This is a genomic window from Bacteroidota bacterium (assembly GCA_016699695.1).
In the GTDB taxonomy this organism is placed as follows: Bacteria; Bacteroidota; Bacteroidia; order Bacteroidales; family UBA10428; genus UBA10428.
In genome coordinates this window covers 808678-834095 of sequence record CP065006.1, presented here as the reverse complement: position 1 = coordinate 834095, position 25418 = coordinate 808678, and the positions used below count along the sequence as shown (strand labels likewise).

The following is a 25418-nucleotide window of genomic DNA, read 5'->3' as shown; positions in this document are numbered from 1 at the left end:
TAAATACAACATTAGGATTTATCTAAAATTTGTGACTGTCTAAAGGTTCCTACGCTGGTTTGAAAAGGGAATGAATTAGATTTCAGCGAACTCAAGTTTAACTGATGTTAATTTATTTTGCATCAATGCTATTAAAATAAAAGTCAAATTTTGGGTATAAATGCGAATAAGGTTTGTAATGCATTGATAGAACTCCAAAGTCCATATTTTTATATATACTATCAAGATATACGATGTTTTGAACAGCATCATCAAATATTGAGATTCTTGGAATCCCGCTCCTATTCATACTATTAATACTCGACTGTCTAAAGAATGAACTCTCTTTACTCAATTCTTCCCAGGTAGAATAACCTTTTATGTAATCAGAGAACAAGTCAGACGCTTCCTCCAATATTTCGGTTTGCTTAGCAACATCAAAAATAACCTCATTTATTTCAAATTCAACATTTAAATTCACACCTATTGTGATAGCATTGCAGTATAAATCGCCATAAGTATTTTTAAAATTTTCGGCAGATATAGTTATTTCATCATTATCCAAACTCATGACTGTCCACTTAAAATAAGCTGAGTGACAGTTGTTTATAATCAAGTTCTTTGACATCATTGTAATCTATATTTGTAAATAGCTCTTTTACAGGAGTTTTGTCCAGTAGAGAGATTCCTAAAACTTGTAATATTTCGTAGGTTGAACGGTCTATTTTGAGATCATTGCCTACAATTGCAATCAAACAATATGTGATGATTGCGGTATAAATTTGGATACGGACAGCATTTTCAGAGTTACCCCAAAAGGATTTTAGCTTAAGATGCTGTTTTATCCATTTGAAAAATAGTTCTACCTGCCAACGATTCTTGTAAAGAAGTGCGATTTCCTGAGCGGTAAGCGTCATATTGTTGGTTAGGAATACAAAGGTGCGATTCATTTCGCTATCGTAGTATTTCACTTTTCGCAATTTAGCAGGGTAATCTTTTGAGACATAAAACCCTGTCAGTTTACCAATTTGGTCGCTTTGCACCCCGGTGGTCTTGTCAATCTTTTGAGAATAAATTCTTTTAAATTGAAGGTTTGACTTTGCACGGACTACGAAAAGGCAGAAAGCAGCGTTATCTTATATAACCGGCTGTAGTCGACATAACCACGGTCGAAAATGTAGTTGCACCCCCCTCATAAGGAATATAATCCATAACATTGACATCGTTTACCGTTGCAGCAGTAATATGAATGAAGGCCGGAATTTGAGTAGTGATATCGTAGAGTGTATGCAGTTTGATACCTCCTTTTGCTTTGCGGAATTTCGCCCACCAAAACACATTTAAACATAAATCAATGTGGAAGAATCAAAGGCATAAACTTTTCCTTTAATTTCAAAATTTTCATTTTTGCGTTTTTTTTGGGGGACATCAATAAGATAATACGCAAATTCTTCAAATACCTTGCTGTTTCGATTTTCATTGGCTTTTGAAAGATTACTGCGGGTAACACTTTTCCCAAAACCCAAATGGTAGGTTTTCCTGCTATGGGCTTCAATAGCAACAATCAAATCCCTGAGGCTATCTCGATTGGTAAGTTGCCCAAAGATCATGCATAACATTTGATTCCAGCAACTGAAATGACGAACATTTTTATCTGCGGAAAAACGATCTACAATACAATCGAAAACTCTCTTAGGCAGAAACTCTATAATCTGTGCAAAAACATACTTACCTTGATTCATGAAATAACATTTTCACGAATTAAGTATTTCAAATCGACACGTAACAAAAAAGTCCTGAAATATAGATTCTACAACGATTTCAAAGAACGTATTTTAATTTATAGTGGACACTAATGATCCAAACTATCAAATAAGCTTGATCTAAATGTAAGGTAATCGTTCAAAGCTTTATTCTCTATGTCAATTTGAATTTTACCCAGAACCCTTTTATATTTTAGATTTACAAACAGAGTAGATTTTTTTTGGTTAGTAGAAATTTGAGAGTTTACAGGAATATAACTTAATACAAAATCTGAAAAAAAAATTTTTTTTTTTTTTGGGGGGAAAAGCCCCCCCCTTTTTTTTTTTAAAATTTTCGAAGAAAAAAAAAAAAAACTTTGTTCGTTAAGGGTAAATTTCAATATAGAATCTCTTGGTATACTTTGTAGTATTGAAATTTCTTGTGTATTTTCTGTTGAATCAAAACCTGTCCCGATGCAATTAAGCATACCTTGCTCTAGCTGGGATTTTATAAATGATTCGCCTAGAAAAATACTTTCTGTGTTAGCTTCTTCTATTATTAACACCTCATATATTATGACTGTATCAGATATTTCTTTATTATCTTCTTCATTTTTTATTTGGCTGGAATTTTCCTTTTCACATGATTGAAAAATCGATAATAATGCCAGCCCTAATAGAATTGGGAACTTATAAAATGGTTTGGTTTTCATTTGATTAAATATAGAATTATCGCCTACTCTAATTTATGCTTTTCGGCTTACGCATATTTAGTTTTACGATTCGGTAAGGTAATATTCGACTTAACTAAATACAGTTAACTCTGTTCCTTATCTTATTGTGCTTAACTGACTTAAGGTTTCATCACAATATTAAACATTTCAAATAAACGACATTTTTCTGTTTCTGCAAAGAAATATTTATTTTTAATTCTAAGCACCTCAATAATAAACCGATTGGGTTGTAAATGATTTATTATTAGCCAGTAATTATCATCCTATTTTGAATAGATTTAGGTTTTGTTATTTTGGATCTAATTTTAAGCATAGGATCAGTTCATAAATTAAATTCACAAAATAAGATAATTCACCCTTTTCTTAAAAATCTATGCTGGTTTGGGTTACCAACCGAAAATACCGATTGTTCTTTTATGGCTCTTATCTGAATAAAGTTATTTCACCCTAATCATCACCGGTAAATGGTCCGACAGGTATAAATTGTTTATTCGACGATCATCGAGGTGTAGGTAACTTTCTACGGTTATGTTTTTTACAAAGATGTAGTCAATTCTTCTTTGTGGCACCATGCTGGTATCGAAATCGTTAAATGTGCCCTGTGGTCCATAGGCAGGAATCTCAGATGCCTGATAAGAGTCGTTTAGTTTTGATTGTAAAGTCTTAATGGGATAGGAGTCCGGCTCACTGTTAAAATCGCCCATTACAATTATTTTTTTATCCCTCAGTTCTTTCTTTTCAATCAGGTTGAGTATCAATTCCGAAGAGTTTTTTCTGGCTATTTCACCGATATGGTCGTAATGGCAATTAAAAACATACAAGGTATCCATCGATTGGAAATCTCTCAATACCCCATAGGTAACAATGCGTTTCATCGATGCATCCCAGCCTACTGAGATGGTGTCCGGGGTTTCTGAAAGCCAATAGGTTTTGGTCTCCAGCAGTTCAAATTTTGTGTTGTGAAAGAAAATGGCAGCAAATTCACCCTGTTTTTTTCCATCGTCACGCCCAACGCCTATATAGCTATAATTTTGTAACATTTGGTCGAGAAAGCTAACCTGGTCATAGAGCCCTTCCTGTATTCCCAAAATATCAGGATGATAAAATTCCAGCATGGTTACGATCTCTTCTTTGCGGTATTCCCAGCAATTCTCGTTGTCGTTTGGGTTGTTAAATCGAATATTAAAACTCATTACGCTTGTTTGTCCATGCAGCTGCGCACAGTAAAAGAACAACAAAGCAAGACTCAGGCATTTAAATGTTTTCATCTAATTCAACACACTTTAGAGATATTTATTTTGTTCTGGTTTCCATGGAACTCGAAAACTATATACAGAAATTTTAAAACCTTTTGGGGCCTACCACTTTGGAGTTGTAGTTAAACAGGTAGTTGAGCATAATCTCGTGCGAGCCTCCCATCTGTCTTGATTTGCCCGAAAGCCCCGTGTCGTATGAATATGCCAGGCGCAACTGGTCGGTTAACTGAAACTGCACAATGGCAACCAATGCATCCACGCTGCGGTAAGTGAGTCCCAGCCAAAGCTTGTTCCTCAGGATAAACTGAGCACTCACATCGGCCTGAAAAGCTTCACCTGGGTTAAACTTCATGATGATCGAAGGGAAGAAGGTATAGTCGTTGTTGAGTTCGAGTTTGTAGCCAGAAGTGAGGTAGAAATTGTATTCCGAAAAATCGTTCTTCAGTTCCAGGTCGGTTGCGTTCTCACCTGAGTAGCTGTAGCTTAATAACATTGGTGTAGAGAAACCCACAAAGAACTCCTTGTTATGGTAAAACAAGCCTGCACTGAAATTCGGATTGGTGAGTTTTTCCGGACTAATATTCAGTCCGTTATCGTTTTCGTCGGTGGCTTGCAACTTATCCCAGCTTACGTTGAGCATGCTGATACCAAGCCCGAATCCAAAAGCCAGTTTACCGTCGCCCATCTCAATGATATAGGCATAATTGGCCATTACGGTGGTTTGGTTGTTCACGCCAATCTGATCGTTCACTACCATTAGACCCAGTCCAACCCTTTCGTTTCGCAGTGGTGCATGCAAAGCAGCGGTAATGGTTTTTGGGGCACCGGTAAAACCAGTCCATTGATTTCGGTACATCAGGGTAGCACTCAGAGCCCCATCGGCACCCGAATAGGCCGGATTAATCGCCAGGCCATTTACAATATACTGGTTCGATAAGCTATGCAGCTGGCCATAAACCACCAGTGGTGCCATGAAAAATAATATGGTAAGCAGCTTTTTTTGCATTTATCGTTTGATTATCACAAAACCTTTCAACACTCTCGACTTATCGATTGTAGCTACATAAAAGTAGGTATCGTTAGTGAGCTCTGCACCCGATTTGTTGACTCCGTTCCAGGAATTGTTATAATTACCATCTGAAAAAACTTCCAAACCCCATCGATTGAAAATCGAAAGCTCTACTTGCGACACCTCGTCCACGCCCCTTATTACAAAATAATCGTTTTCGCCGTCATCGTTAGGTGTAATCACATCAGGAATAAAAATGTCATACACCATCACGAGCATGGTATCGGCATCGGAACATAAACCATTGTCGATGCTCCATGCCAGAAAGTTTTGCCCAAGTACCAAACCACTTACCTCCGTATTTGGCTGGTTGTTGTTGCCAAAAATTGCATTTGCACCCAGGCTGGTCCAGGCACCTTGCTCGTTGGGCAGAAGAGGAGTGGCATCGAGCTGAGTTTCGAATTCATTGTCGAGCTCCTGATCGGGCCCTGCATCGGCCACTGGGTTAAGAATGAGTTCGATAATCAGATTGGCAGTATCCTCGCATATTTCATTTCTTTCAGTCCAAAGAAGGGAATAATTTCCGGCTTCGGCTGCGATAAATTCAGCATCAGGAGCAATGTTATCGGGTATAAACTGTGCTCCATCTGCTCCGGCAGTTAGGCTCCAGTTTCCGGTGCCGGACGAAGGTGTGGCATTAAGCCGAAAACTGAACCCACATAACTGGTTGGAGTTGTAGGTACCTGCATTGGCTGTGGGTGCTTCAAGGAATCTTATAGCAACGGTTTCACTATCGGCACATACACCGTTAAAGGCATTGCGCTGAAATACATAGCTTCCAAAAGAATTTACCTGAACATTTGTGCTTTCCGCAATAAAATCTGTAAAAGTAGACTGGCCTGTGCCGCTTAACTGGCTCCAGGTGCCTGTGCCAATCGATTGAGTGGAGGTAAGCAGGGTGCTATTGCCGCAAATGCTATCGTCAGGCATTATTTCCACTACCGGTATTTCGAAAAAATGCACAGTAATGCTGGAATCTGTTGAACAAGATCCATTGTCGACCCGCCAGGTGAGCTGATAGATTCCTGTGTCAGCCACAACCAAATTGGCATTTGCCTGCTGCTCCGAAGGTTGAAATACAGCTCCGTCTGGTCCGGTTGCCACAAACCAGAATGCATTGTCAGCAGAGGGTGTTGCCTGTAGCTGATACGATAATCCGCATGCGTTGCCACCTTCACCTGCATCTGACAGAGGTTTTTCAATGAAAGTTACTTCTACAAAAGCAGAGTCCTCGCAGAGTGCATTGTTTTCTTTCCATTTAAACATGTAATCGCCAACCTCTGTAACGGTAGCAAGGCTATGGGTGCTATCATCAGGGGTAAAATTAGCTGTGCCCGGACCTGTTTGCTTGAACCAGAATCCGTCAGAACCTGCTATGCTTGGAATGGCTTTAAGATTAAAGTTCAAACCGCAGGTATCGCCGCCGAAGCCTGCGTTGGCATTGGGTTTTCTGAAGAAACTAAGTTCAATCTGGGCGCTATCTGCGCATATGGCGTTGACTTCTTTCCATTGAAGGGTATACACGCCAAAGTCGCTGGCATTTGCAGTTGTGTTGTATAGGCTGGGGAAAGTAAAGTTTACCTGATGACCGGGGCTTAAATCAACCTGTCTCCATTCTCCTGTGCCTGCCGAGGGAGTAGCGGCCAGGGTGGTGCTGAGGCTGCACAGGCTATCGGGTGCTCCGGCATTGCTCACAGGTTGCTCGAAGAATGTAAAACTGATGGTGTCGCTGTCTGTACAGCCATTGTTGTTTTCGTTCCAAGCGAAGGTGTATGGCCCATAATTATTATCAATGACAACATTAGTACTACTGATAGTGCTGTCGGCAATAACCGCAGTGCCAACGCCAGTAATCCAATTCCACCAACCCTCACCAACCGATGGATTTGCATTCAATTGAGCTGTTTCGCCGCAATTATCGGGTGTGGGAATGGCATTGGCCAGTGGTTGCTCTATAAAGGAGAGGGTTATCAGGGAGTCGTCTTCACAAAAAAAGTTTTGACAAAACAGTTGCACAGAGTAAGCACCATAATTGCTGGCTTCTACCTGAGTAGACAAAGAGGTACTGTCGCTAAAAATCAGCAAGCCTGAACCACTTTGCTGCCTCCAGATGTTGGTATTGCCCCATGTATCGGTGGCAGATAAGACGAGAATGCTATCGCAAACCGGAGCAGGGATTGAAGGTAAAGCCACAGGTTGCCTTTGCATTGTAAGGAAAATTACTGTATCGTCGATACACGCCCCATATGTTTCGGTCCAACGAGCCTGATAAGTACCTACATTTATTGGAGTGACCAAGGTGTTAGGGTCGTTTTCATCGGTAAATGCCAATGTACTTGGCACCACCGCCGACCATGTGCCGGTAGCACCTGCCCTTGAAAGGCTTGCTTCAAGCGGAAATTGCTTAGAAGCCAACCAGCAGTGCTCCAGATTGTTGTTGGCCTGGGCTGTGTTTTGTTCGTAATTGGTTACATTCACTGCTGCACATGCACCTCCTAAAACATTCCATGCAAAAATGTATAAGCCAAATGTGTCTACTTCTACATTTTGATCAGGATCGGTAAGTGGGTTGGAGAACATTACATTTGAATTTGGGCCTGATTTGAATGACCAGGAACCGGAAGGTGTTTCCGCATTCAACGAGAGTATTTTACCGCATGCAGCATTGGATTGCCCTACAGCAGTAAGCCCTGAATTTAATACATCGATTAATAAAGTAGTTGAAATTGAATCGGCACAACCATCTCTTTTAAGTTTGGCACGGTAATAAGTATCTACTGTCGGAAACACGGTAGTTTCCGGAGTTGTTACACCACTTATTACACTATAGGGTTCGATGCCAGTTTCAGAATATTCCCAGGTGATACCTCCAACATAATTGCTGAGAAGGAGGTTAGTGTGCTCGCCAATGCAACGGGTGGTATCACTACTGGAAACGAAACCACCTCTTAGGTCGTCGCATTGGCTATAAGCGCCTGAATAACTTCCTGATAATAAAAAACAAGAGATATAGAATGCAATTTTCTTCACGGCCTAAAAATACAAAATATTGATAGCATGGATGAATTTATTATCAACAGAAGCAGAGAGGGTTCCAACTAGGAACCAGTGATTAACAATACCATACCCACCAATATGCCAGCAAGTGCAAAGGCTTTTTTTCGAAGGTTACCTTCTTTAAAAATCAGAGCTCCCAGGCTAAAAGAAAGCACTACACTGCTGCGCCGCACCAGCGATACAATGCCAATTAGCGAATCCGGATCGCTGAGAGCCATAAAATACAAAAAATCGGCAGTAGCTAATACCAATCCTATGGCCGGTATACTCAGGCGCCATCGAAACCGGGGCAATTCTTTTCTCCGTGGATACCAAAGTAGTAAAAGAAAAGGCAGCATGATAACCACCATGTAAATCGAGAACCATGCTTGCACTGCCATCCGGTTATAATGCATCAGAAGGTGCTTGTCGAACAAACCCGATACGGCACCCAGAATGGTAGCGCCCACGATGGCATAAATCCATTTGTTTCTAACAAAGCGTATTCCCTCTTTCTGCCCTGCAAGAGAGAAAATGTAAAAAAACGCCAGCACCGTAATAATCCCCACCCATTGCAGAGAATTAAAGCGCTCTTGAAAAATGATCATTGAACCGATTAGCACCCAAAAGGGTCCGGTAACCCTGATGGGTACAACAATGGTGATGGGCAAATAGGTAAGAGCCATAAAAGAAAGGTACCACGAGATGCCCACAATAAGAGCTTTTAGAAAAAACAGGGCATGCTGTTCCGGGGGAACAGGTGGAACATAAAACAGGTTAGAGGCATCGAATACCCGAAAGTGCGAGCATAAAACAAACAGAGTAAAAACGATTGCTCCGGTAAGTGTAGCCAGAAAAAGCACAGGAATAAAAGCATTGTCCCTTAACGACCATTTTTTCAATAAGTCGTAGCTGCCCAAAAAGATGCTGGAGAAGAAGGAAAGAATTAACCACATATAAGTTGTAAGTTCAGAAATTAGATTGAACGGGGCATTTACCGCTCCGGTTTGGTTATGCAATTATAATTTGTAAATTCGTAATGAGAGTTATTTTTCTTATGAAGTTATTCGTTACAAACCTGTTTCTTATTTTATGGCTGCCACTTTTTGTTTTCTCGCAGGAAAGCAGCCAGGGTATCACCGGCGAGGTGCGATACCATCAAATGCCTGGTTCCGACTCCATTTCGGACAGGACTGTAATTGTTTGGTTGCCTCCTGGATATACCGACAGTTCGTATCGCGCTTATCCGGTTTTGTATATGCAAGACGGACAAAACCTGGTTGACCCGAAAACATCCAGCTTTGGTTACGACTGGCACTTCGATGAAGTGGCAGACAGTTTGATTCGTGCTAGTTTGATAGAACCCTTTATTTTGGTGGGTATTTACAATTCTCCACAACGAACTGCTGAATACATGACCAGTCTGGTGCCTTATTATACAAGTTGGATGACAGGCCTGCTAAAATCTTTTATCGATTCGGTTTACCATACCAGTTCAGGCAGAGAATCCACATTTACAGGCGGATCGTCGGCCGGCGGGGCCATTGCTTTTGAGCTTCTTTGGGAGCACAACGATGTTTTTTCTAAAGCCATTTGCATGTCGCCAGCCTTTATTGATTATCCCAATCAGGGCTTGGTAAATCTTGCCCATCGTGTTAAGGCTGACACCAATGAAAAAAGGTTCATGATGGCTTATTTCGATATGGGTGGTCATGGAGTGGACAGCCTGCTGAAGCCCGGACTTGATTTAATGGTTCTGAATCTGGAAGAAAGTGGATACCATCAGCAAACCGATTTCTTTGTAGTCTTTGATCCCCTTGCCACGCACAGCGAACGTGACTGGCATGCCCGACTTCCGGAGGCATTGATTTTATTGTTTGGAAAAAGGTAAAATAAACCCTCTATCTCTTTAGTTGCTTTAAATCGCAGCGTTTATAAAACAATTGCTGCGAAAGCAAACGTCACTGTCTTTTTTAGCTTTTGTGCTTTAAATCCGCCTATTTCAGTTAAATCTGCACTTCAAACTAAAAACCTTAAACTGCCTTTGGTACCTCTGAATCTGAGGCCTTTTCCCTGGGCTGAATTTTAAGTGAGATTACAATGCTGGCAGTAAGTACGATAGCAATAAATAGTAAGGACCATGCAATAGGTATTTTGTACACATCGACCAGAAGCATTTTTATACCCACATAAACCAATACTACTGCCAGTCCGTAACTTAAAAGCCAGAAACGATGCACTACGCCGGCAAGCGCAAAATAGAGCGACCTTAAGCCTAAAATGGCAAACACATTGGAAGTGTAAACGATAAAAGGATCGCGTGTGATGGCCAATATTGCTGGAATGCTGTCAACAGCAAAAATCAGGTCAGAGGTTTCGATAATAATCAGTACCAGAAAAAGGGGAGTAGCAAAGCGTTTCCCTTGTTGTTTCACGAAAAATTTTCCATCGTGTAACTCATGAGTAACAGGTAGGTGTTTTTTTACAAACTTCAGCAGCCGGTTGTGTTCGGGGTTGATAGGCTCTCCGTGCTGAGTAAACATTTTATAACCTGTATAAATCAACAGTGCACCAAAAACATAGATAGTGACATGGAATTTTTCAATCAGCGCAACGCCAGCAAAGATAAAGATTACACGAAGTACCAGGGCTCCCAGGATTCCCCAAAAAAGTACACGATGCTGGTATTTCGAAGGGATATGGAAATAGGTAAAAATCATGATAAACACAAAAATATTGTCAACGCTCAGCGCTTTTTCTATCAGGTAGCCGGTAAAAAACTCCAGGGCTTGCTGGGGTCCACGCCAGAAATAGATAATCGCATTAAAGATTAGTGCAAGGGAAATCCAAACAAAAGTCCAGGTAAGGGATTCCCTGAGGCTTACAACATGATTTTTTCGATTGAATACGCCCAAGTCCAAGGCGAGCATAAGAAAAACAAAAACATTAAAAAGTACCCAGAAAATAATTGGAGTTTGCATATTACCTAGCGTTTAAATACTAATGGTTCTTTGAGCCAGTTGGTAATGGATTTAAGTGGCGCAAAGGTAATATTATACTGTTGAGTTCTGCAATTTACCAATTCTTTTTTAGGACGATTTTTTGAGTAAAGTAACCTTCATTCTCCGAAATGATAACGAGGTAGTAATTGCCATCCGGTAAATGACTCAGATTTGTCTCGGTGTTGCCGCTGGCAGATTCGCTCCAGACAACCTGACCGGCCTGATTCACCACATTTACCTTATAATTTCCGCTTAATCCCTTAATGTGTATCAGGTCATTTGTGTAGGTAGGAAAAACCTCTACCAGGGGTGAAGAAGTATTTGTGAGGGTGGTTTCACCGATAAGGTCCACCGTTATTCGCACATAAGTTTCATCGCAAAGCCCCGGATAATTATTGGCACATACTTTATACCGGATCGAGTCGACACCTTGGTCAAAGCCGAGTTTTGGTCTGTAGCTGATGCTGTTATCAGTGTTTACCTCCACAATTCCCAGCTCAGTGTCGAGTGAAATACTCAGGTTTACAATTCCCTGAATGCTGTCGTTGTCGAGAACCTGAATGGTGAGGGGCGTAGTTGTTTCAGCGAATATTTCTGCCGAATCAGGTCGGCAAATGGGTGTGGTAGCCAGTATATCACCATTTTTAAAGCGGTTTGTAAACTCCTGGAAATAAAGGTTGGCAATTGTTTGGTCGTGCACAATTAAGGTGTTTTCATCGTTGCGGTCGCGTGCTGCTGCAGACCAATTATGAGAGCCTGTCAACACAAGTGGATCCGAATCGTTTTTTTGTGGATCGGCCATCATGTATTTGTGATGAAATATGCCTGTTTCGCCCATGACCTTAAAATTTTCTCCCAATGCAGGAACCAGAATTGCATCCTGCGACGAAGTATAACTCACATTGTCCACAATCATTCGGGTATCCACGCCGGCATTACTTTTATCTCGAATGGCACGAGCAATTTCATCGCGGGTTATTAGCATGGTGCCAATGTATAACTCTGCTTCGGCTGTTTTAATGGCTTCGATAATCTTACTGTCAGCACCATCAGTAGGGCTGAAAAAGCATTCTACCCTTCTTCCTCCTATATTGAATTCATGGGGAGTATTGTCGGCTTTATAGGGTCCAAATTTGGCTACTGAGGCATTGGGCTGCGCATCTGCGCTACCGAACATTTCGTTAAACTCGAGGGTAAAAGCCAGGGCAAGACTTTGATCCTGCAGTATTATTACATTGTTCGCGTCGGTATTGAGCTGAGCCGAGGTGAAGTTGGTAGACCCAGTCCATACGATAGGCAGGTTTGGATCAACGGCATGGGCATCAATAACCACAAATTTGTTGTGCATGATGCCATAACTGCTAGTGGTAGGGCTTTTAATTTTACCAATCTGGCTGTTCAGCTGGGCAATGCCGCTGTTGGAAGTACTGCCATCGTAAACCACACGCACAAGCACTCCCCTGGTATGTGCACTGTTTAGCGCCGAAACTATCTGATTACTGTTGTAGGTGTCGAGGTTGTATATGGCCATATCAATGCTCTCGGTGGCCCGGTTAATGTAACTTACCAGCGTATCGGCAATTGCCTGATACAGGGTAATAGCTTTTTCTCCGATAGCTACACTTGTATCAACCGTTGAATTAAAATAGACTTTTATCTGGCAGGACGAATTGGAGGCTGTCAAGTAAGGCTGCACTTTGCTGGCGAATGCAGTATCGGTGCCATCGACAGAAAAAGTTCTTACATAGACAAGGTCTGAGGCAGACAGGCCACTGAGAGTAAGCGTGTGCAGTGTGTCAGAACCAGCAAGCTTCAAGGGAGCTTGCTCCAGTTGGGGAGTATAACCCCAAAAGGTCTCTGTGGACGACGTAATGTTGGTTTCCCATCTCAAGGTTAAGGCCTCTTTTTGTATTTCTATGATCTGAGGCTGTGTAGAAAATGAAATCTGCTGGGCAACAATTCCAAAAAATGTGCTGAATACTATTGCTGCGGTTATTAAGAGCTTTTTCATCGTAATTCGGATAGTTTTATTTCAAACCTTCTTAAGTAACGAAGTTTTTAGAAGGAAATTCAAAAATAGAATGATAATTATTGATGTTTTAAAACAATGTATACTGGTAAATGATCGCTAAAACCATTCAGAAAATTGCCTCCGGCAAAGGTGCGGTGAGGATAGCCCTTGAATTTTCCTTCCTGTTCGAAAAGGTAGGGCGTATTTTCTACTTCGAAATGGCTAAAGCTATATTCCTTTTTATTTTCAGTCAATAAGTTGCCTGAAAGAAAAATCTGGTCGAACATATTCCATTTCCCCCGGTATTGGAGAGATCCCTTGCCTTGCATAAAAATTGAAGCTGATGGATTGTACAATTGTTCTTTCGCAAGGCTGTCAGCAAAAAAGTTAGCTTGAAGGTAATCTTTTGTACTGAGGTTGGTCGGGTCGTCGTTAAAATCGCCCATGACGATAATATTTGCAAGGCTGTCTGCTTCTAACAAAGAATCGATAATATGCCGGCTAAGCTGGGCAGCTGCCAGGCGTAAGGGTTGACTGCGCAATTCGCCCCCCATGCGCGACGGCCAATGGTTTACTAAAATAGAGATTTTCTGTTTTTTAATCTTACCGGATACCACCAGTTGGTCGCGGGTTTCGATGGATTCTCCGTTAACCGGATTGGTAAGGTTAAGCTTATAAGTTTTAGTGTGCAGCACTTCGAATGCATTTTTTTTATAAAGCAGAGCCACGTCAATACCACGCTTGTCGGGCGAATCGAAATGCACGATTTGGTAATGTTCCGGTGCTAAAGTAGCATGCTTTGTCAAGTCGTCGAGCACGCTTCGGTTTTCTACTTCACATACACCCAGTATGTCCGGACCATTCAAGGCACCATCCTTGCTGCCTATATCGGCAATTGCACGCGACATGTTGTTGAGTTTGCTGGTGTAGCGCTGGTGAGTCCAGTTGTTTTTACCTCCAGGAGTAAACTCCTCGTCGTTTACTTCTTCCTGATTAATGGTATCGAAAAGGTTTTCGAGGTTATAAAAACCAACGATCAAAATGTCGGAAGAAGTTGCTTTTTGCGAGAAAAGGCTTGTTGGAACTGCCAACAGCAGAATCAGGGCGAGTATGGAATTATTCCGGATCATAATTGTATGTTGAGGACTGCAAAAATAGAAATTGAACTTTCGAAAATAGAGAAAAACTGAAAGTATATTTTATCAAATCTCAGCATAAAGTAAACTTTGCAATTTCTTAATATTCAAAAAGATTCTAATAAAACACACCATAAATTTTTGAATTAACTTCGTAAACTAAAGCTTTATAGTATCTTTGCGCCGCTCAAATGGTACTAAAGTAAAGACCTATAAGATTTTGTAAGGTATACCTGAACAATTTCCAATCACAGTCTGTTTGAATCTGTTTGTAACACATTAAAAGGAAAATTCATTTATGGCAAATAAACTCATGGACCCAATTGGTCGCTTAATGGGGCTGCGTTACAAATCGCATCCATGGCATGGTGTGGATATTGGTCCTGATGCTCCGGAAAAAGTGGTGTGTTTTATTGAAATGGTACCTACAGATACGGTAAAATACGAGGTTGACAAGGTTTCAGGCTATCTGCGTATCGACCGCCCTCAGAAATATTCCAACGTGGTACCTGCACTTTATGGTTTTATACCCCAAACCTATTCGGGCAAAAAAGTAGCCGAGTTTGCCATGGAAAAAACAGGTTTAAAAGATATTAAGGGCGATGACGACCCGATTGATATCTGTATTCTTACCGAAAAAGACATCGTCCACGGCGATATCCTGGCCCTGGTGCGACCGATAGGTGGTTTTCGTATGATTGACGGTAACGAAGCCGATGATAAAATAGTAGCGGTGCTCCACAACGATGCTTTTTATAGTGTTTACCAGGATATTTCGGAACTGCCCGAATTGGTTACCGACAGGCTGAAACATTATTTTCTCACCTATAAAGACCTTCCCGGAAACAAGGCTGCAACTCAGATTACCCACACCTATGGGGCAGAGGAAGCAAAAGAAGTTATAATGCGCTCCACCGACGATTACCACGAAAAATTTGCCGGATTGGATAAAATACTTTCTTCGGCTACCGAATGGTAATCTTTCTGGAGAATTCATTTTCTTAAAAGGAAGCCAATCACTGTATGATAGCCCCAAAATACAATGCAACTAATTCTGGCTTTATAGAATGCCGTGCAGGCTGTGGAGCCTGTTGCGTGGCTATTTCCATATCGTCGCCCATTCCAGGTATGCCTAACGGAAAGCCTGCCGGGGTGAGGTGCATTCATCTAAGTGCCGATGGCTTATGCGCATTGTTTGGTAAGTCTGAACGCCCCGCAGTATGCCTGGGCTTTAGAGCAGAAAAAGAAGTATGCGGCAACAATCGCGAAGAAGCAGTTTCTATCATTTCCGGGCTGGAAGGGATAAATGCCCATGAGGTAATGAAACAATTTATTCAATAGATTTCTGCAGAGAAAAGTTTTTTGAAAATATCTCTACTACCAGTATCTTAGTTTTTTTCTGAAATACAGCTCTGTGCTGTAAATTATCATGTATTGTGGCCATAGGATATGCTATTTTTTTGAAAAATTTCTATGCCATGAAAATTGACCCCGCAAGCCGCATTCAGGACCTTAAACAATTTGGCGAGTTTGGAGGTGTAAACCCCTCTATTACCGATTCTTCGACCTATACATTTATGGAGGCAGAATCGATGACCGAAACCTTTCTGGGACATCAGGAGGGATGCTTTCTGTATTCGCGCCACTGGAACCCGAGCAACAAATACCTGGCCGATGCCCTTGCTGCGCTGGAAGGAACCGAATCGGCATGGATTACAGCTTCCGGCATGGCGGCCATTACCTGTGCCATTTTGCAGTTGTGCAATTCCGGCGACCATATTGTTACCAGTGTAACTACTTATGGTGGCACCTATGCCTTTTTAAAGAACTACCTGCCTAAGTTTAATATCGAAGTTTCGTTTGTAAACATTTCTGACCTCGAGAGTGTGGAAAAGGCTATTAGACCCAACACCCGTGTGATTTATACCGAAAGCATGACAAACCCTCTTTTGCAGGTTTCCGATATTCCTCGTTTAAAGGATATTGCAGCACGTCATCATGCGGTATTGATGGTCGACAACACCTTCACCCCTATGATTATGCAGCCGGCACTGCTTGGTGCCGACATTGTGGTATATAGCATGACCAAGTACATTAACGGCAAGAACGATTGTGTGGCAGGAGCTATATGCGCTTCAGAAAAATTTGTCAATGCCCTTTCGGATGTAAACAGTGGCACGGCTATGTTGCTTGGGCCAGTGCTTGATCCCTTGCGCTCGTCCAGTATACTTAAAAATTTACATACCCTGCATATTCGCATGGTACAGCATAGTAAAAACGCCCTCTTTCTGGCACAAAAGCTTAAGGAAGAAGGCTTCAGGCCTATTTACCCCGGATTACCCGAACACCCCGATTATGCACTTACCAATCGCTTAATTAACAAGGAATTTGGATATGGCGGAATGCTTTCTGTCGATTTTGAAACTCCTGAGAGGGCATCGAAGGTAATGAAAGAATTACAGGAAGAAGGGGTAGGTTATCTGGCGGTGAGCCTGGGCTATTTTAAAACCCTTTTCAGTAATTCAGGAAGCAGCACCTCCTCGGAGATACCCATTGAAGTTCAATACTCTATGGGGCTGACTCCAGGATTAGTGCGGTTCTCTGTTGGCCTCGATTACGACATAGAACGAACCTGGCAAAGGATGAAAAAAGTAATTATTAATAGTTAAGTTAAACTTTTTTGATCCTTAAGCTAAATTATTTGATGGTGCGCAGGGCATAGCTTTCGACCTGATTGCTTATTTTATGCTGTCTTTCGCTTCATTTGTTTTATTAAAATCCATGTTTAATTATTTTAGGATCGATTACAGTTTTAAGAAAAACTTAAGCTTTGCTTCAGACTATTTTTTTGTTTTGTTTAAAATACCTATCTTATTTAAGAATTAATTTTTTGAGTAAGTGGATTTGAAAATGGGTAAGTTGTTTTTTGAGAGATACCTTAGTTTACGTCAGGAGCTGGATGATCAATGTGCCGGTTTATGGAAAGTGCATAAAACAAACATGCTCTGTAAATCGGGTTGTTCTTCATGCTGTACAGCATTTAAGGTTTTGCCTGTAGAGTTTGGATACATTCGCTGGCAGATGAAAGAAATGCAAATGCATCTGAAACCCGAGAGCAACGATGGTATGTGTCGTTTTCTGATCGATAATAAATGTTCCATCTATTTGCATCGTCCTTCGGCATGTCGTTACGAGGGCTTTCCAATAGTAAGGCTTAACGAAGAGCTGGATGAATACGAGTTGTCCTTTTGTCATTTGAATTTCAGAAAAGTGACACTCAAAAAATTTAACTCCCGAAACGTATTTCTCGAAGATGATTATCTAAAAAAGCTGCTCGATCTTAACAACGAATTTATTACTTCGTTCACTGAAACTGAATATGAACCTGGAGAAATGGTGGATTTAAACAGTCTTATCGGTTATTACATAACAAACCGTATCTCTGATCATTAAGGTTTAATTTTGATTTTTCCCGGCTTGCAATCCGGCCCTGAACGCAGCAAGATTCTGTGAAACAATTTCTTCTCCTTTCCTCTCAAACAACCAGGTAATGGCATCTTCCAGCGAGGCATTGGATAAGCCTGTCAGGTGGGCAGCAGCACCAAGCATGACCATGTTCGATGTTTTACTGCTTCCTTGTTCACGGGCAATTTTTTCAGCTTCAACCAGAAGTTTTCGTGGGAGCTTGTTTAATGCATTCCTGATTGAATTGTCATCGGGGTAGTAAGCGATATTATTATAAGGTGTCAGCGCACTTACAACCCAACCGGAGTTGGAAAGAAAGGGCAGGTAGCGCAAAGCTTCCAGAGGTTCCACGGCAAGTATCAAATCAGCACAGCCCTGCGATATGAGGTCGGAATAAATGATGTCGGAGGAGATCCGTAAATGCGATTGGACATCACCACCTCTTTGGCTCATTCCATGCACCTCGGCTTGCTTAAAATGGAGTTTGTTGTTCAGGGCCGCCCGGTCGATTACCGCAGCAATACTTAATATTCCCTGTCCGCCCACACCCGCCAGAATAATATCTTTTTTCATAAAAGAGCTATATTTAAAGAGCTACTATTAATCTATTTTGCTTTCTTTTTCTTTTTTGCCAGGGTTTGGATGCATTCTCGCTGGGCAATTATTACCGATACTCCTTCGTATGCAAATTCTTCCTGGAAGATTTTTACATTTTCAGCGTAATGCACTTTTAAGGGGTTCATTACCCGAATGTGATTTTCTTCTACACCCAAAGCCTTGCAAATGGCAATGTATTTGCCTTCTCCGGACGAGTGCTGCCCACCTGTCATGCCGGTGGTAGAGTTGTCGGAGATAATTACTGTAATGGGCGATTGATCGTTCACGGCATCAAGCAGTCCGGTCATGCCGGAGTGGGTAAAGGTAGAATCACCGATCACTGCCACGGCGGGTCGCAATCCTGCGTCAGCAGCACCCTTGGCCATGGTAACCGAGGCGCCCATATCCACACAGGTAGAAATCGACTCAAAGGGTTGTAATGCGCCCAGTGTATAGCAGCCAATGTCAGAAAATACATGCCTTTCATCATTCCTGATCGCTTCGTTCAAAGCTTCGTATACATCGCGATGGCTGCATCCCTGGCAAAGCATGGGAGGCCGTGGCTGCAAAATTTCGGAAGGCGGAAGGGCAGGGGGCAGATCAATTTTAAGTGCTTTAGCCAGGTAATCGGGATTAAGCTCCCCGGTTCGTGGAAGGGTGCCATCGAGACGGCCCAGAATATTTTTTTCGTTGTTAAAATAGCCGCGAAGCAACTCCTCGTAAACCGGATAACCCTCCTCCACTATCATTATCGATTCGTGTTTTTCAAAAAATTTAGTGAGCATGGTGCGAGGCAAAGGGTATTGTCCTATTTTCATTACAGGATATTGAAGCTGGTGGCGTACCCTAATTTCCATGACATAATTAAATGCTATACCAAATGCCACAATCCCCATCTTTAAATTATCCCCTTCGACCAGGTAGTTTAAGGATGAATGGTTGGATATTTCTTCCAGTCCGGGTTGTTTTTCGAGAAGGCTATTGTATTGCCTGCGGGCATTGGCGGGCAATAAGATAAATCGTTTGCTCTGATTGAAGGGCGATAAGGTATTTTGATTTCGATTCTGAGTGCGGATGACCCCGGAACGGCTGTGAGAAATACGGGTTGTGAGTCGTATCATTACCGGTAAGCCGGTTTGCTCCGAGAGGTCGAATGCATAATGCACTGCATTATAAGCTTCCTGCTGGTTGGCAGGTTCGAGTGCAGGGATATATGCAAAGCGGGCGTAAAAGCGCGAGTCTTGTTCGTTCTGCGATGAGTGCATGCCAGGGTCATCTGCCACCACTACCACCATGCCACCGTGCACTCCTGTAATAGCTGAATTCATAAAGGCATCGGCAGCCACATTCAGGCCTACGTGTTTCATGCAAACCATACTTCGCTTACCTGCATAAGACATTCCCAGAGCTGCTTCGTAGGCTGTTTTTTCATTGGCAGACCAACTCGAGTGAATGCCCTTTTGAATAGCTTCGTGCGAATTTTGCACGTATTCGGTTATTTCGGTAGAAGGGGTCCCGGGATAGGCATATATGCCAGACATACCGGCATCGATTCCGCCTTGTGCAATAGCTTCATCGCCTAAAAGCAAGAGATTGTCCATTTGTTTTGTGTGCATTTCTATGAAGAAATGTAGCAAATGCCCACTAGGCTAAATATGATTTTTGTTGTGGCTGAAAGACAGCTTTGAATAAAATCTCTGGGCGCAATACAAACTCTAAAACTGTCGCAAGAATACTCAATAGGGGAACCGTATGCGGAATTCAACCCCTTCGTCCACAGCAGTATTGACTTCGATGGTTCCTCTAAGGGTTTTCTCGACCAGATTTTTTACCATGCTCAAGCCAAGGCCGGAATTGAGGGAGCGTTGTGTGGTGAAAAAAGGTTCGAAAATCTTTTGTTTTGTTTCTGGTTGAAGTCCGTGGCCATTGTCGCTGACAGAGATTTCAATGGTATCACCTGGCAGAACCTGGCAACGAATTGTTACTTCGCCAGTTTTGCAGCCCATAAAACCATGCTGATAGCAATTATGGAGCAATTGGGTAAAAATTTGCGATAGGGCACCGCTGAAGCACATAAATTCTAATTGGTCTTTGCAATGGATTGCAAACTTAATGTCAACATCCTTAAAAGAAGGTTTGAGCACTTTCAGGAGGTTTTGAATAAAGACTTTAAGGTTGATCAGTTGCCTTGATTCCTGGAATTGATCGATTGCAATGGCCTTGAAACTATAAATAAGTTCTCTTATTTCATCAATGTATTTAAGTGCTTTTTTTCCCTCACTGGCCAGTGTTGAGATTTCGCGGGCATATCCGGTATCTTTTTCGGCCAGGCTGTATGTGATTTCGAGTGCCCGCAATGAGGAGGTATGTGCTTGTGTAATGGGTTCGTAAATTTCATGCGCCATGCTGGCAACCATATCGGCAAGGCTTGCATTTTTTTTTGCGGTTATAAGCTGGTCCTGAAGGTTGTTGAGTTTGTTTAAACTTCCTTCCAAGTCGGTGTTTTGTTTCTTTAACTTTTCATAGAGAATTGCATTTTCAATGGCTGTTCCAATTTGCTTGCCAATCATCTCAATAAACTCAATGATGTCCGGTGAAAACCTGTCGCGTGCCTTGTGGTTAATCTGAAGCAGACCGATTATTGTTTCGCGATTTTTTATAGGAAACAAACCTATCGACTCATAGCCACATGCGTTGCAATAATTTCGAATAGTAAAGCCCTGTTCATTATCTTCTATTTGAGGTGTTGTTTCGGTAGAGCTATTGGTAAAAAAACTACCATTTTCTGTGTAATATGGCTTATTCGGGTCTGCCTTACCCGTTGCTACTTGTCCACAGAGGCATTCGTGTGCTGATAACTCCGGATTTTTTTCCAGGAGTGAATTTTCTTTATCAAGAAATGACTGAGGAAACCCTTCCGAAACATAATAAGGAAAATCGCCTTCTTCATTGAGCCTGATACTGATGGCATCGGCCCGGGTAAGGTCTTTAATTTGTGTAATTATTGAGGTGAGGGTGTTGCGCAGGTCTACAAAGTTATTGAGCTGTGCGCATATTTGTTTTACAAGCTGTTCTCTTCTAAGCAGGGCATCTAGGTTCATTGAAATAGGTGTTTCAGGCAGCACACTAAAAGTATTGCGCATGGAAGGGCCTGGCAATTTTTACGACATGTAAAAATAGAACCTTTTTAAGCAAAGACAAAACCAGTTTTTTAGATGGCTGGAGGCAACAAGTGGGTACCGAAGAAGTGACCGTGTTATTTTAGAACTCAATTGGTCGAATTGTTGAAGATTTAAAACACAATGTGCTTCCTAGCCATTCCTGCGCCGTTGCCGCTGGAGTGTTTTGTTACGCTGACTGGCTTTTTCGGAAAAATAAGGTTGCCATTGACTGCAAGTATAGTTTCGGCGATGTTTTTTGCCTGTCTTAATTTTTTGTTTTTTGCTGTTGTCTTCGATATGCCTTTTGTTGTTCCTGTTGCCGGGCCTTTTTGCTTCTACATCTATTTCCTCACCAGAAATACCAGAGCTTTTGGACTGCGGAAAAGTTTGAAATTGAGCAAAAATGTTAGCCGTACCGAAAAACAATGCGGCAATTAAGAATAGAAATGCTATTTTTTTCTGAGACCTCATTATTACTTTTTTTGATTACCAATTGAAACGGACATCATGAATATTCTGCTTTTCTGTCCGAATGTATTTTTTCTATTTTCTTGGAAAATAAACTAAAATGTATTGCGCATTAAACTTTGTTTGCCATTTTTGGGTTTTTACTAAGTGAAAAATGAATTTGTTTCCGGCTGGGTATGATTTTTTTCATTCTTGCTTAAATGAGACCTCAAAGGAAAAACTATTTTAAACTAATAATTGAAACAAGAATGAGTAAACGCACTGCTTTTCCGAAAGTGTTCTGGACAGCAAACCTCATAGAGGTGCTGGAGCGCTTTGCCTATTATGGTATTTACATGGGGTTTGGTATTTACCTTCAACAATTGGGCTATGAAAAATCTGATCTGGGTATTATACAAAGTGTGTTTCTGGGAATCTCCTACCTGATACCGCTTTTTTCTGGGACCTTTGCTGACAGGTATGGTTTTAAAAAGGTGCTGATAATCTCATACCTTGCTTATTTACCCTCAATTCTATTACTAATTGTAACTAAAACATTCTCTGGCATTGCCCTTACTATGCTTTCGATAGGTTTTGCTGCAGGAATTTTCAAACCGCTGATTTCGGCTACCGTAAGGGCCACCACCGACTCGACTAATAAAACCCTGGGGTTTGGAATTTTTTATGCCATGGTAAACCTTGGTGCTTCTTTTGGCCCTATAATTATGGGAAAACTGCGTGCCATGTCTTGGGACTATGTCTTTTACACTGCTGCAGCCATCATTTCGCTGATGTTTGTTATCACACTCTTTTTTTATAAGGAACCAGCCCGCGAAATTGAAGGTGCTACCCTGAAAAGTAAGTTTATCGACATGGGAGAAGCCCTTTCGGATTACAAATTTTTATTGTTTATTTTTTTGCTAGGGATATTTTTCTGGATGCCATTTTGGGCTTTTTTCAATACCCTGGCAGTGTATATTAACGATTACCTCGATAACGCTCAGCTTTATTTATCGGTTAAAGCAATGCTTGGCGAAACGGTTGCCAATTTTATCTCGACCAATACCAATGGGGTTTGGAAAATTAATGCTGAAGCTATTTCACATACCGGTTATATTATCATCCTTTTTCAGGTGGTTATCTCATGGTTTTTTGAGAAAAGAGCAGCTATTTCTTCCTTTTTATTAGGGTTGGTAATTGCGGCATCCGGATTTGTTTTACTTGGTTTGTCGGTCAGTTTTAACAATAACCTGGTATTTCTTGGTGTTTTTCTGTTTGCCATGGGCGAAATGATTTCATCGCCACGAATACAGGAATATATCATGTGGATTGCACCCAAAGAAAAAGCGGGTTTGTATATGGGTACAAATTTCCTGGCTGTTTTTATTGGCGCGGTATTGAGCGGGCTTTATACCGGACTCATGGGGCGTTTCGAAGAAGCCAGTCATCCGGAATACATTATGTACACGCTTGCTTTGCACACCTTGCTAGGCATACTGGCTATCTGGATTTTTACCAAAACTATGGGCGAATTTAAAGAGCGTAAAGAGTTGGCCTAATCAACTATGAACAGTTCAAGGTTCAAAGTTCAAGGTTCAAAGTTTTTCGTAAGATCTTAATATAAAAGGTTTCTGAGTATTTACTTCGGAAACCTTTTCCTTTTTTTGCAGGTTGAATCAATTACTGTGGCTGAATCAGAAAATTGGTTCTGAATGAAAGAGTAGTGGGTATAGGTTAGGACTCTAAAATGCCTCGTTAAAGTTGAAGTAGAAGCCCTGGCTTTCGAATCCAAATCCGTAGTCTATTCTGAGATTCATACGGGGTTGAACCTGAAATCTGTAACCCACTCCAACACAAGGTAACCATCCTTTAAAATTACTTGCATCCTGGCCTATTGTTCCTGCACCTGCAAACAATACAATTCCATGCGGGCTCATTTCATGGTTCGATTTCAGGAACATATGCCTGTATTCGGTTAGGGCAAATAACATGGAATAGTCACGGTAACGCCCCCAGGTATAGCCACGCAAATCGAAGGGGGTTCCGGGTTGCGACATCTCGCCATAGGGGATATTATTTAATCCAAACCGTCCTCTGAGCTGGAAAGCCAGTGTCTGTCCATCGCGATTTATTTGTTGGTATTTTCTAAGGTCGAGCTCATAAACCTGGTAGTTATTCTGGCTTCCCAGGTATTCGCTGAAAAAGGTGGATGATATTTCTACAAAGGTACCTTCCCAGGCATTAACCGGAACATCTCGTGAGTCGTACTGAAAAATCGCGCCCAGACCGCTGTTAAAAGGTTTTTCGTTGTATTTTATGTAATACGGGTCATTGGCAACCACTTCAGAGGCATCATTTCCCTTGGTATAATTGAGGTTAATAATTCCGCCGATAAACAGATTTTTTTTGAATTGCCACAAAATTTTCGGGTAAAACTGAAGCCAGTTTCTTTCATAAGCAGTAGTTGAATCGCCCTTTTCGGTATTTCTTGCAGCATCGTAGCCAACCCCCCAGTAATTATCGGGCATGGTTTTAAAATTTACATCGGCATAAATCCGCATCTTGTCTTCGAGCCAAAAGGTAGTCCATTTGGTTTGAACAAAGAATGCACCAGTGGAGGATACTCCGAGCATGATCGGTGCTGATGAACGCTGGATTAAACTATCGCTTTTATTGGTTTTGAACGAAGTCATGATGCCACCGGCAATAGTAAAGCCCAGCTCAGGAGTGTATGCCGGGCCGGCAAGGGGTGTGATCATTAATTTTCCGGCATCAATTTTCTCCTGCTTTTTTTCGGCCCGCATGGCTTTTTTGGATGGGATACTGTCAGTTTGTTGGGCAAAACAATTTGCTGAAAGAATAATTGCAATAAGAAAGACAAGAATTTGAGGCTTTTTATAAAATGTTTTCATAGAATAAGTTTTGCTTACTTTTTTGCCCATGGCTTAAGCCATGGGTAATTCAAAATTAAAAAAACTACTTTCAACCCAAATTGCTCCTGGCTTTAGCCTGAATAGCCCCTGGTATTATCCTGAATAGCCCCTGACATTATCCTGAATAGCCCCTGACATTATCCTGAATTGCCTCTTGCATTATCCTGAATTGCCTCTTGCATTATCCTGAATTGCGTCTTGCATTATTCTGAATTGCCCCTGGCATTATTCTGAATTGCCCCTGGCATTATTCTGAATTGCCCCTGGCATTATTCTGAATTGCCCCTGGCATTATTCTGAATTACCCTTGGCTTTATCCTGATTAGCCCCTGGCTTTAGCCTGAATTGCCCCTGGCTTTAGCCAGGGGTAAAAAAAGCAAATTGGCTTCAGCCTAATTTTCTTCCAAATACACAAAGCCATGCTTCAAAACAAAATCTTTGTATTCTTCATCGAATGATTTGTTCTTATGGTGTACTTCCTGGTTCTTAATATACTCCCTTGTTTTTTCTAGCAAGGACTCTGATACAGAGACCGCAAAATAGTCGTTTTGCCATGCAAACTGAACTTCACAAAGTTGCTGTTTGTTAATCCAAAAAGAAGATTCCCCTTTAATTAATTGCATCACATTTTGAATGGTTTGGTCGGTTCCAAGTGAAACCAGACAATGACAATGATCGCTGTATCCTCCAATGAAATCAATAAAAACGCCCTTTTCACTGGCATTTTCCTGGATATGATTCCATACTTTTCTTCTTAAATCAGGGGTGTTTAGAAATGGATATCTGTTTTTTGTGCTCCAAACAAAATGGATATAGAGTTTAATGTAAGGCATCTGCTTTAGAATTCTGC

21 protein-coding genes and 1 pseudogene are annotated in these 25418 nt (G+C 41.5%); 6 read left to right on the top strand and 16 right to left on the bottom strand.

The window, feature by feature from the left end:
* Positions 1-112: 112 nt before the first annotated feature.
* The 7 genes and pseudogenes from IPM71_03465 to IPM71_03435 all read right to left on the bottom strand — a co-directional run bounded on the left by IPM71_03465 (position 113) and on the right by IPM71_03435 (position 8772).
* On the bottom strand, positions 113-550 hold the full coding sequence (locus IPM71_03465; protein QQS51794.1) for a hypothetical protein: 438 nt from the start codon (positions 548-550) through the stop codon (positions 113-115).
* Between the two features lie 10 nt (positions 551-560).
* Positions 561-1721, bottom strand: a pseudogene (locus IPM71_03460) (IS4 family transposase).
* Between the two features lie 110 nt (positions 1722-1831).
* Positions 1832-2434, bottom strand: a complete 603-nt coding sequence (locus IPM71_03455; protein QQS51793.1) for a hypothetical protein — start codon at positions 2432-2434, stop codon at positions 1832-1834.
* A 458-nt stretch (positions 2435-2892) separates the two neighbouring features.
* Positions 2893-3723 (bottom strand): endonuclease/exonuclease/phosphatase family protein, encoded by an 831-nt coding sequence (locus IPM71_03450; protein QQS51792.1) that lies wholly within the window; start codon positions 3721-3723, stop codon positions 2893-2895.
* A 73-nt stretch (positions 3724-3796) separates the two neighbouring features.
* Entirely contained in the window at positions 3797-4717 is a 921-nt protein-coding gene (locus tag IPM71_03445) for a type IX secretion system membrane protein PorP/SprF (protein QQS51791.1), read from the bottom strand.
* Positions 4718-7810, bottom strand: coding sequence for a gliding motility-associated C-terminal domain-containing protein (locus tag IPM71_03440; GenBank protein QQS51790.1), 3093 nt, complete (start codon positions 7808-7810; stop codon positions 4718-4720). It lies immediately after the preceding gene.
* Between the two features lie 68 nt (positions 7811-7878).
* The gene (locus IPM71_03435) at positions 7879-8772 is read right to left on the bottom strand and encodes a DMT family transporter (GenBank protein QQS51789.1); all 894 of its coding nucleotides are present in this window, start codon (positions 8770-8772) and stop codon (positions 7879-7881) included.
* 101 nt (positions 8773-8873) lie between these two features.
* Here IPM71_03435 and IPM71_03430 point away from each other — a divergent pair, with 101 nt between their 5' ends.
* Positions 8874-9707 (top strand): hypothetical protein, encoded by an 834-nt coding sequence (locus IPM71_03430; protein ID QQS51788.1) that lies wholly within the window; start codon positions 8874-8876, stop codon positions 9705-9707.
* A gap of 142 nt (positions 9708-9849) precedes the next feature.
* Here the strand turns inward: IPM71_03430 and IPM71_03425 are convergent, their stop codons facing one another.
* The 3 genes from IPM71_03425 to IPM71_03415 all read right to left on the bottom strand — a co-directional run bounded on the left by IPM71_03425 (position 9850) and on the right by IPM71_03415 (position 13959).
* Positions 9850-10797, bottom strand: a complete 948-nt coding sequence (locus IPM71_03425; GenBank protein QQS51787.1) for a TerC family protein — start codon at positions 10795-10797, stop codon at positions 9850-9852.
* Between the two features lie 94 nt (positions 10798-10891).
* A complete protein-coding gene (locus IPM71_03420) occupies positions 10892-12829 on the bottom strand; it encodes a T9SS type A sorting domain-containing protein (protein QQS51786.1) in 1938 nt (645 codons plus the stop codon).
* 77 nt (positions 12830-12906) lie between these two features.
* Positions 12907-13959, bottom strand: a complete 1053-nt coding sequence (locus IPM71_03415; protein ID QQS51785.1) for an endonuclease/exonuclease/phosphatase family protein — start codon at positions 13957-13959, stop codon at positions 12907-12909.
* Positions 13960-14263: 304 nt separating this feature from the next.
* Here IPM71_03415 and IPM71_03410 point away from each other — a divergent pair, with 304 nt between their 5' ends.
* The 4 genes from IPM71_03410 (at position 14264) to IPM71_03395 (ending at position 17418) form a co-directional block, all read left to right on the top strand.
* Positions 14264-14944, top strand: coding sequence for an inorganic pyrophosphatase (locus IPM71_03410; GenBank protein ID QQS51784.1), 681 nt, complete (start codon positions 14264-14266; stop codon positions 14942-14944).
* An 83-nt stretch (positions 14945-15027) separates the two neighbouring features.
* Positions 15028-15306: a YkgJ family cysteine cluster protein gene (locus tag IPM71_03405; GenBank protein ID QQS52776.1), complete on the top strand. Its 279-nt coding sequence runs from the start codon at positions 15028-15030 to the stop codon at positions 15304-15306.
* Between the two features lie 137 nt (positions 15307-15443).
* Positions 15444-16634 (top strand): aminotransferase class I/II-fold pyridoxal phosphate-dependent enzyme, encoded by a 1191-nt coding sequence (locus IPM71_03400; protein QQS51783.1) that lies wholly within the window; start codon positions 15444-15446, stop codon positions 16632-16634.
* Positions 16635-16875: 241 nt separating this feature from the next.
* On the top strand, positions 16876-17418 hold the full coding sequence (locus IPM71_03395) for a YkgJ family cysteine cluster protein (protein QQS51782.1): 543 nt from the start codon (positions 16876-16878) through the stop codon (positions 17416-17418).
* A gap of 3 nt (positions 17419-17421) precedes the next feature.
* Here IPM71_03395 and IPM71_03390 read toward each other — a convergent pair whose 3' ends face one another.
* From IPM71_03390 to IPM71_03375, 4 genes are all read right to left on the bottom strand, one after another.
* The gene (locus tag IPM71_03390; GenBank protein ID QQS51781.1) at positions 17422-18003 is read right to left on the bottom strand and encodes an indolepyruvate oxidoreductase subunit beta; all 582 of its coding nucleotides are present in this window, start codon (positions 18001-18003) and stop codon (positions 17422-17424) included.
* Positions 18004-18035: 32 nt separating this feature from the next.
* On the bottom strand, positions 18036-19628 hold the full coding sequence (locus IPM71_03385) for an indolepyruvate ferredoxin oxidoreductase (GenBank protein ID QQS51780.1): 1593 nt from the start codon (positions 19626-19628) through the stop codon (positions 18036-18038).
* Positions 19629-19763: 135 nt separating this feature from the next.
* On the bottom strand, positions 19764-21170 hold the full coding sequence (locus IPM71_03380) for a GAF domain-containing sensor histidine kinase (GenBank protein QQS51779.1): 1407 nt from the start codon (positions 21168-21170) through the stop codon (positions 19764-19766).
* Positions 21171-21338: 168 nt separating this feature from the next.
* Complete coding sequence (locus IPM71_03375) at positions 21339-21659, bottom strand: hypothetical protein (GenBank protein ID QQS51778.1); 321 nt, start codon at positions 21657-21659, stop codon at positions 21339-21341.
* A gap of 197 nt (positions 21660-21856) precedes the next feature.
* On the opposite strand from IPM71_03375, the gene IPM71_03370 reads away from it, so the two are divergent.
* Positions 21857-23194 carry an MFS transporter gene (locus tag IPM71_03370; protein ID QQS51777.1) on the top strand — a complete coding sequence of 446 codons (1338 nt, stop codon included), beginning with the start codon at positions 21857-21859 and terminating at the stop codon, positions 23192-23194.
* A gap of 183 nt (positions 23195-23377) precedes the next feature.
* Here the strand turns inward: IPM71_03370 and IPM71_03365 are convergent, their stop codons facing one another.
* Complete coding sequence (locus tag IPM71_03365; protein QQS51776.1) at positions 23378-24547, bottom strand: BamA/TamA family outer membrane protein; 1170 nt, start codon at positions 24545-24547, stop codon at positions 23378-23380.
* Between the two features lie 413 nt (positions 24548-24960).
* The gene (tnpA, locus tag IPM71_03360) at positions 24961-25401 is read right to left on the bottom strand and encodes an IS200/IS605 family transposase (GenBank protein QQS51775.1); all 441 of its coding nucleotides are present in this window, start codon (positions 25399-25401) and stop codon (positions 24961-24963) included.
* Between the last annotated feature and the right edge of the window lie 17 nt (positions 25402-25418).

Bases quoted from the DNA above. Each gene is read 5' to 3' on its own strand.
- IPM71_03365 (QQS51776.1), bottom strand. From the start codon at position 24,547: ATGAAAACATTTTATAAAAAGCCTCAAATTCTTGTCTTTCTTATTGCA.
- IPM71_03370 (QQS51777.1), top strand. From the start codon at position 21,857: ATGAGACCTCAAAGGAAAAACTATTTTAAACTAATAATTGAAACAAGA.
- IPM71_03450 (QQS51792.1), bottom strand. From the start codon at position 3,723: ATGAAAACATTTAAATGCCTGAGTCTTGCTTTGTTGTTCTTTTACTGT.
- IPM71_03395 (QQS51782.1), top strand. From the start codon at position 16,876: ATGGGTAAGTTGTTTTTTGAGAGATACCTTAGTTTACGTCAGGAGCTG.
- IPM71_03415 (QQS51785.1), bottom strand. From the start codon at position 13,959: ATGATCCGGAATAATTCCATACTCGCCCTGATTCTGCTGTTGGCAGTT.
- IPM71_03435 (QQS51789.1), bottom strand. From the start codon at position 8,772: ATGTGGTTAATTCTTTCCTTCTTCTCCAGCATCTTTTTGGGCAGCTAC.
- IPM71_03385 (QQS51780.1), bottom strand. From the start codon at position 19,628: ATGGACAATCTCTTGCTTTTAGGCGATGAAGCTATTGCACAAGGCGGA.
- IPM71_03375 (QQS51778.1), bottom strand. From the start codon at position 21,659: ATGAGGTCTCAGAAAAAAATAGCATTTCTATTCTTAATTGCCGCATTG.
- IPM71_03430 (QQS51788.1), top strand. From the start codon at position 8,874: ATGAAGTTATTCGTTACAAACCTGTTTCTTATTTTATGGCTGCCACTT.
- IPM71_03465 (QQS51794.1), bottom strand. From the start codon at position 550: ATGAGTTTGGATAATGATGAAATAACTATATCTGCCGAAAATTTTAAA.
- IPM71_03445 (QQS51791.1), bottom strand. From the start codon at position 4,717: ATGCAAAAAAAGCTGCTTACCATATTATTTTTCATGGCACCACTGGTG.
- IPM71_03455 (QQS51793.1), bottom strand. From the start codon at position 2,434: ATGAAAACCAAACCATTTTATAAGTTCCCAATTCTATTAGGGCTGGCA.
- IPM71_03400 (QQS51783.1), top strand. From the start codon at position 15,444: ATGAAAATTGACCCCGCAAGCCGCATTCAGGACCTTAAACAATTTGGC.
- IPM71_03425 (QQS51787.1), bottom strand. From the start codon at position 10,797: ATGCAAACTCCAATTATTTTCTGGGTACTTTTTAATGTTTTTGTTTTT.
- IPM71_03420 (QQS51786.1), bottom strand. From the start codon at position 12,829: ATGAAAAAGCTCTTAATAACCGCAGCAATAGTATTCAGCACATTTTTT.
- IPM71_03380 (QQS51779.1), bottom strand. From the start codon at position 21,170: ATGCGCAATACTTTTAGTGTGCTGCCTGAAACACCTATTTCAATGAAC.
- IPM71_03410 (QQS51784.1), top strand. From the start codon at position 14,264: ATGGCAAATAAACTCATGGACCCAATTGGTCGCTTAATGGGGCTGCGT.
- tnpA (QQS51775.1), bottom strand. From the start codon at position 25,401: ATGCCTTACATTAAACTCTATATCCATTTTGTTTGGAGCACAAAAAAC.
- IPM71_03390 (QQS51781.1), bottom strand. From the start codon at position 18,003: ATGAAAAAAGATATTATTCTGGCGGGTGTGGGCGGACAGGGAATATTA.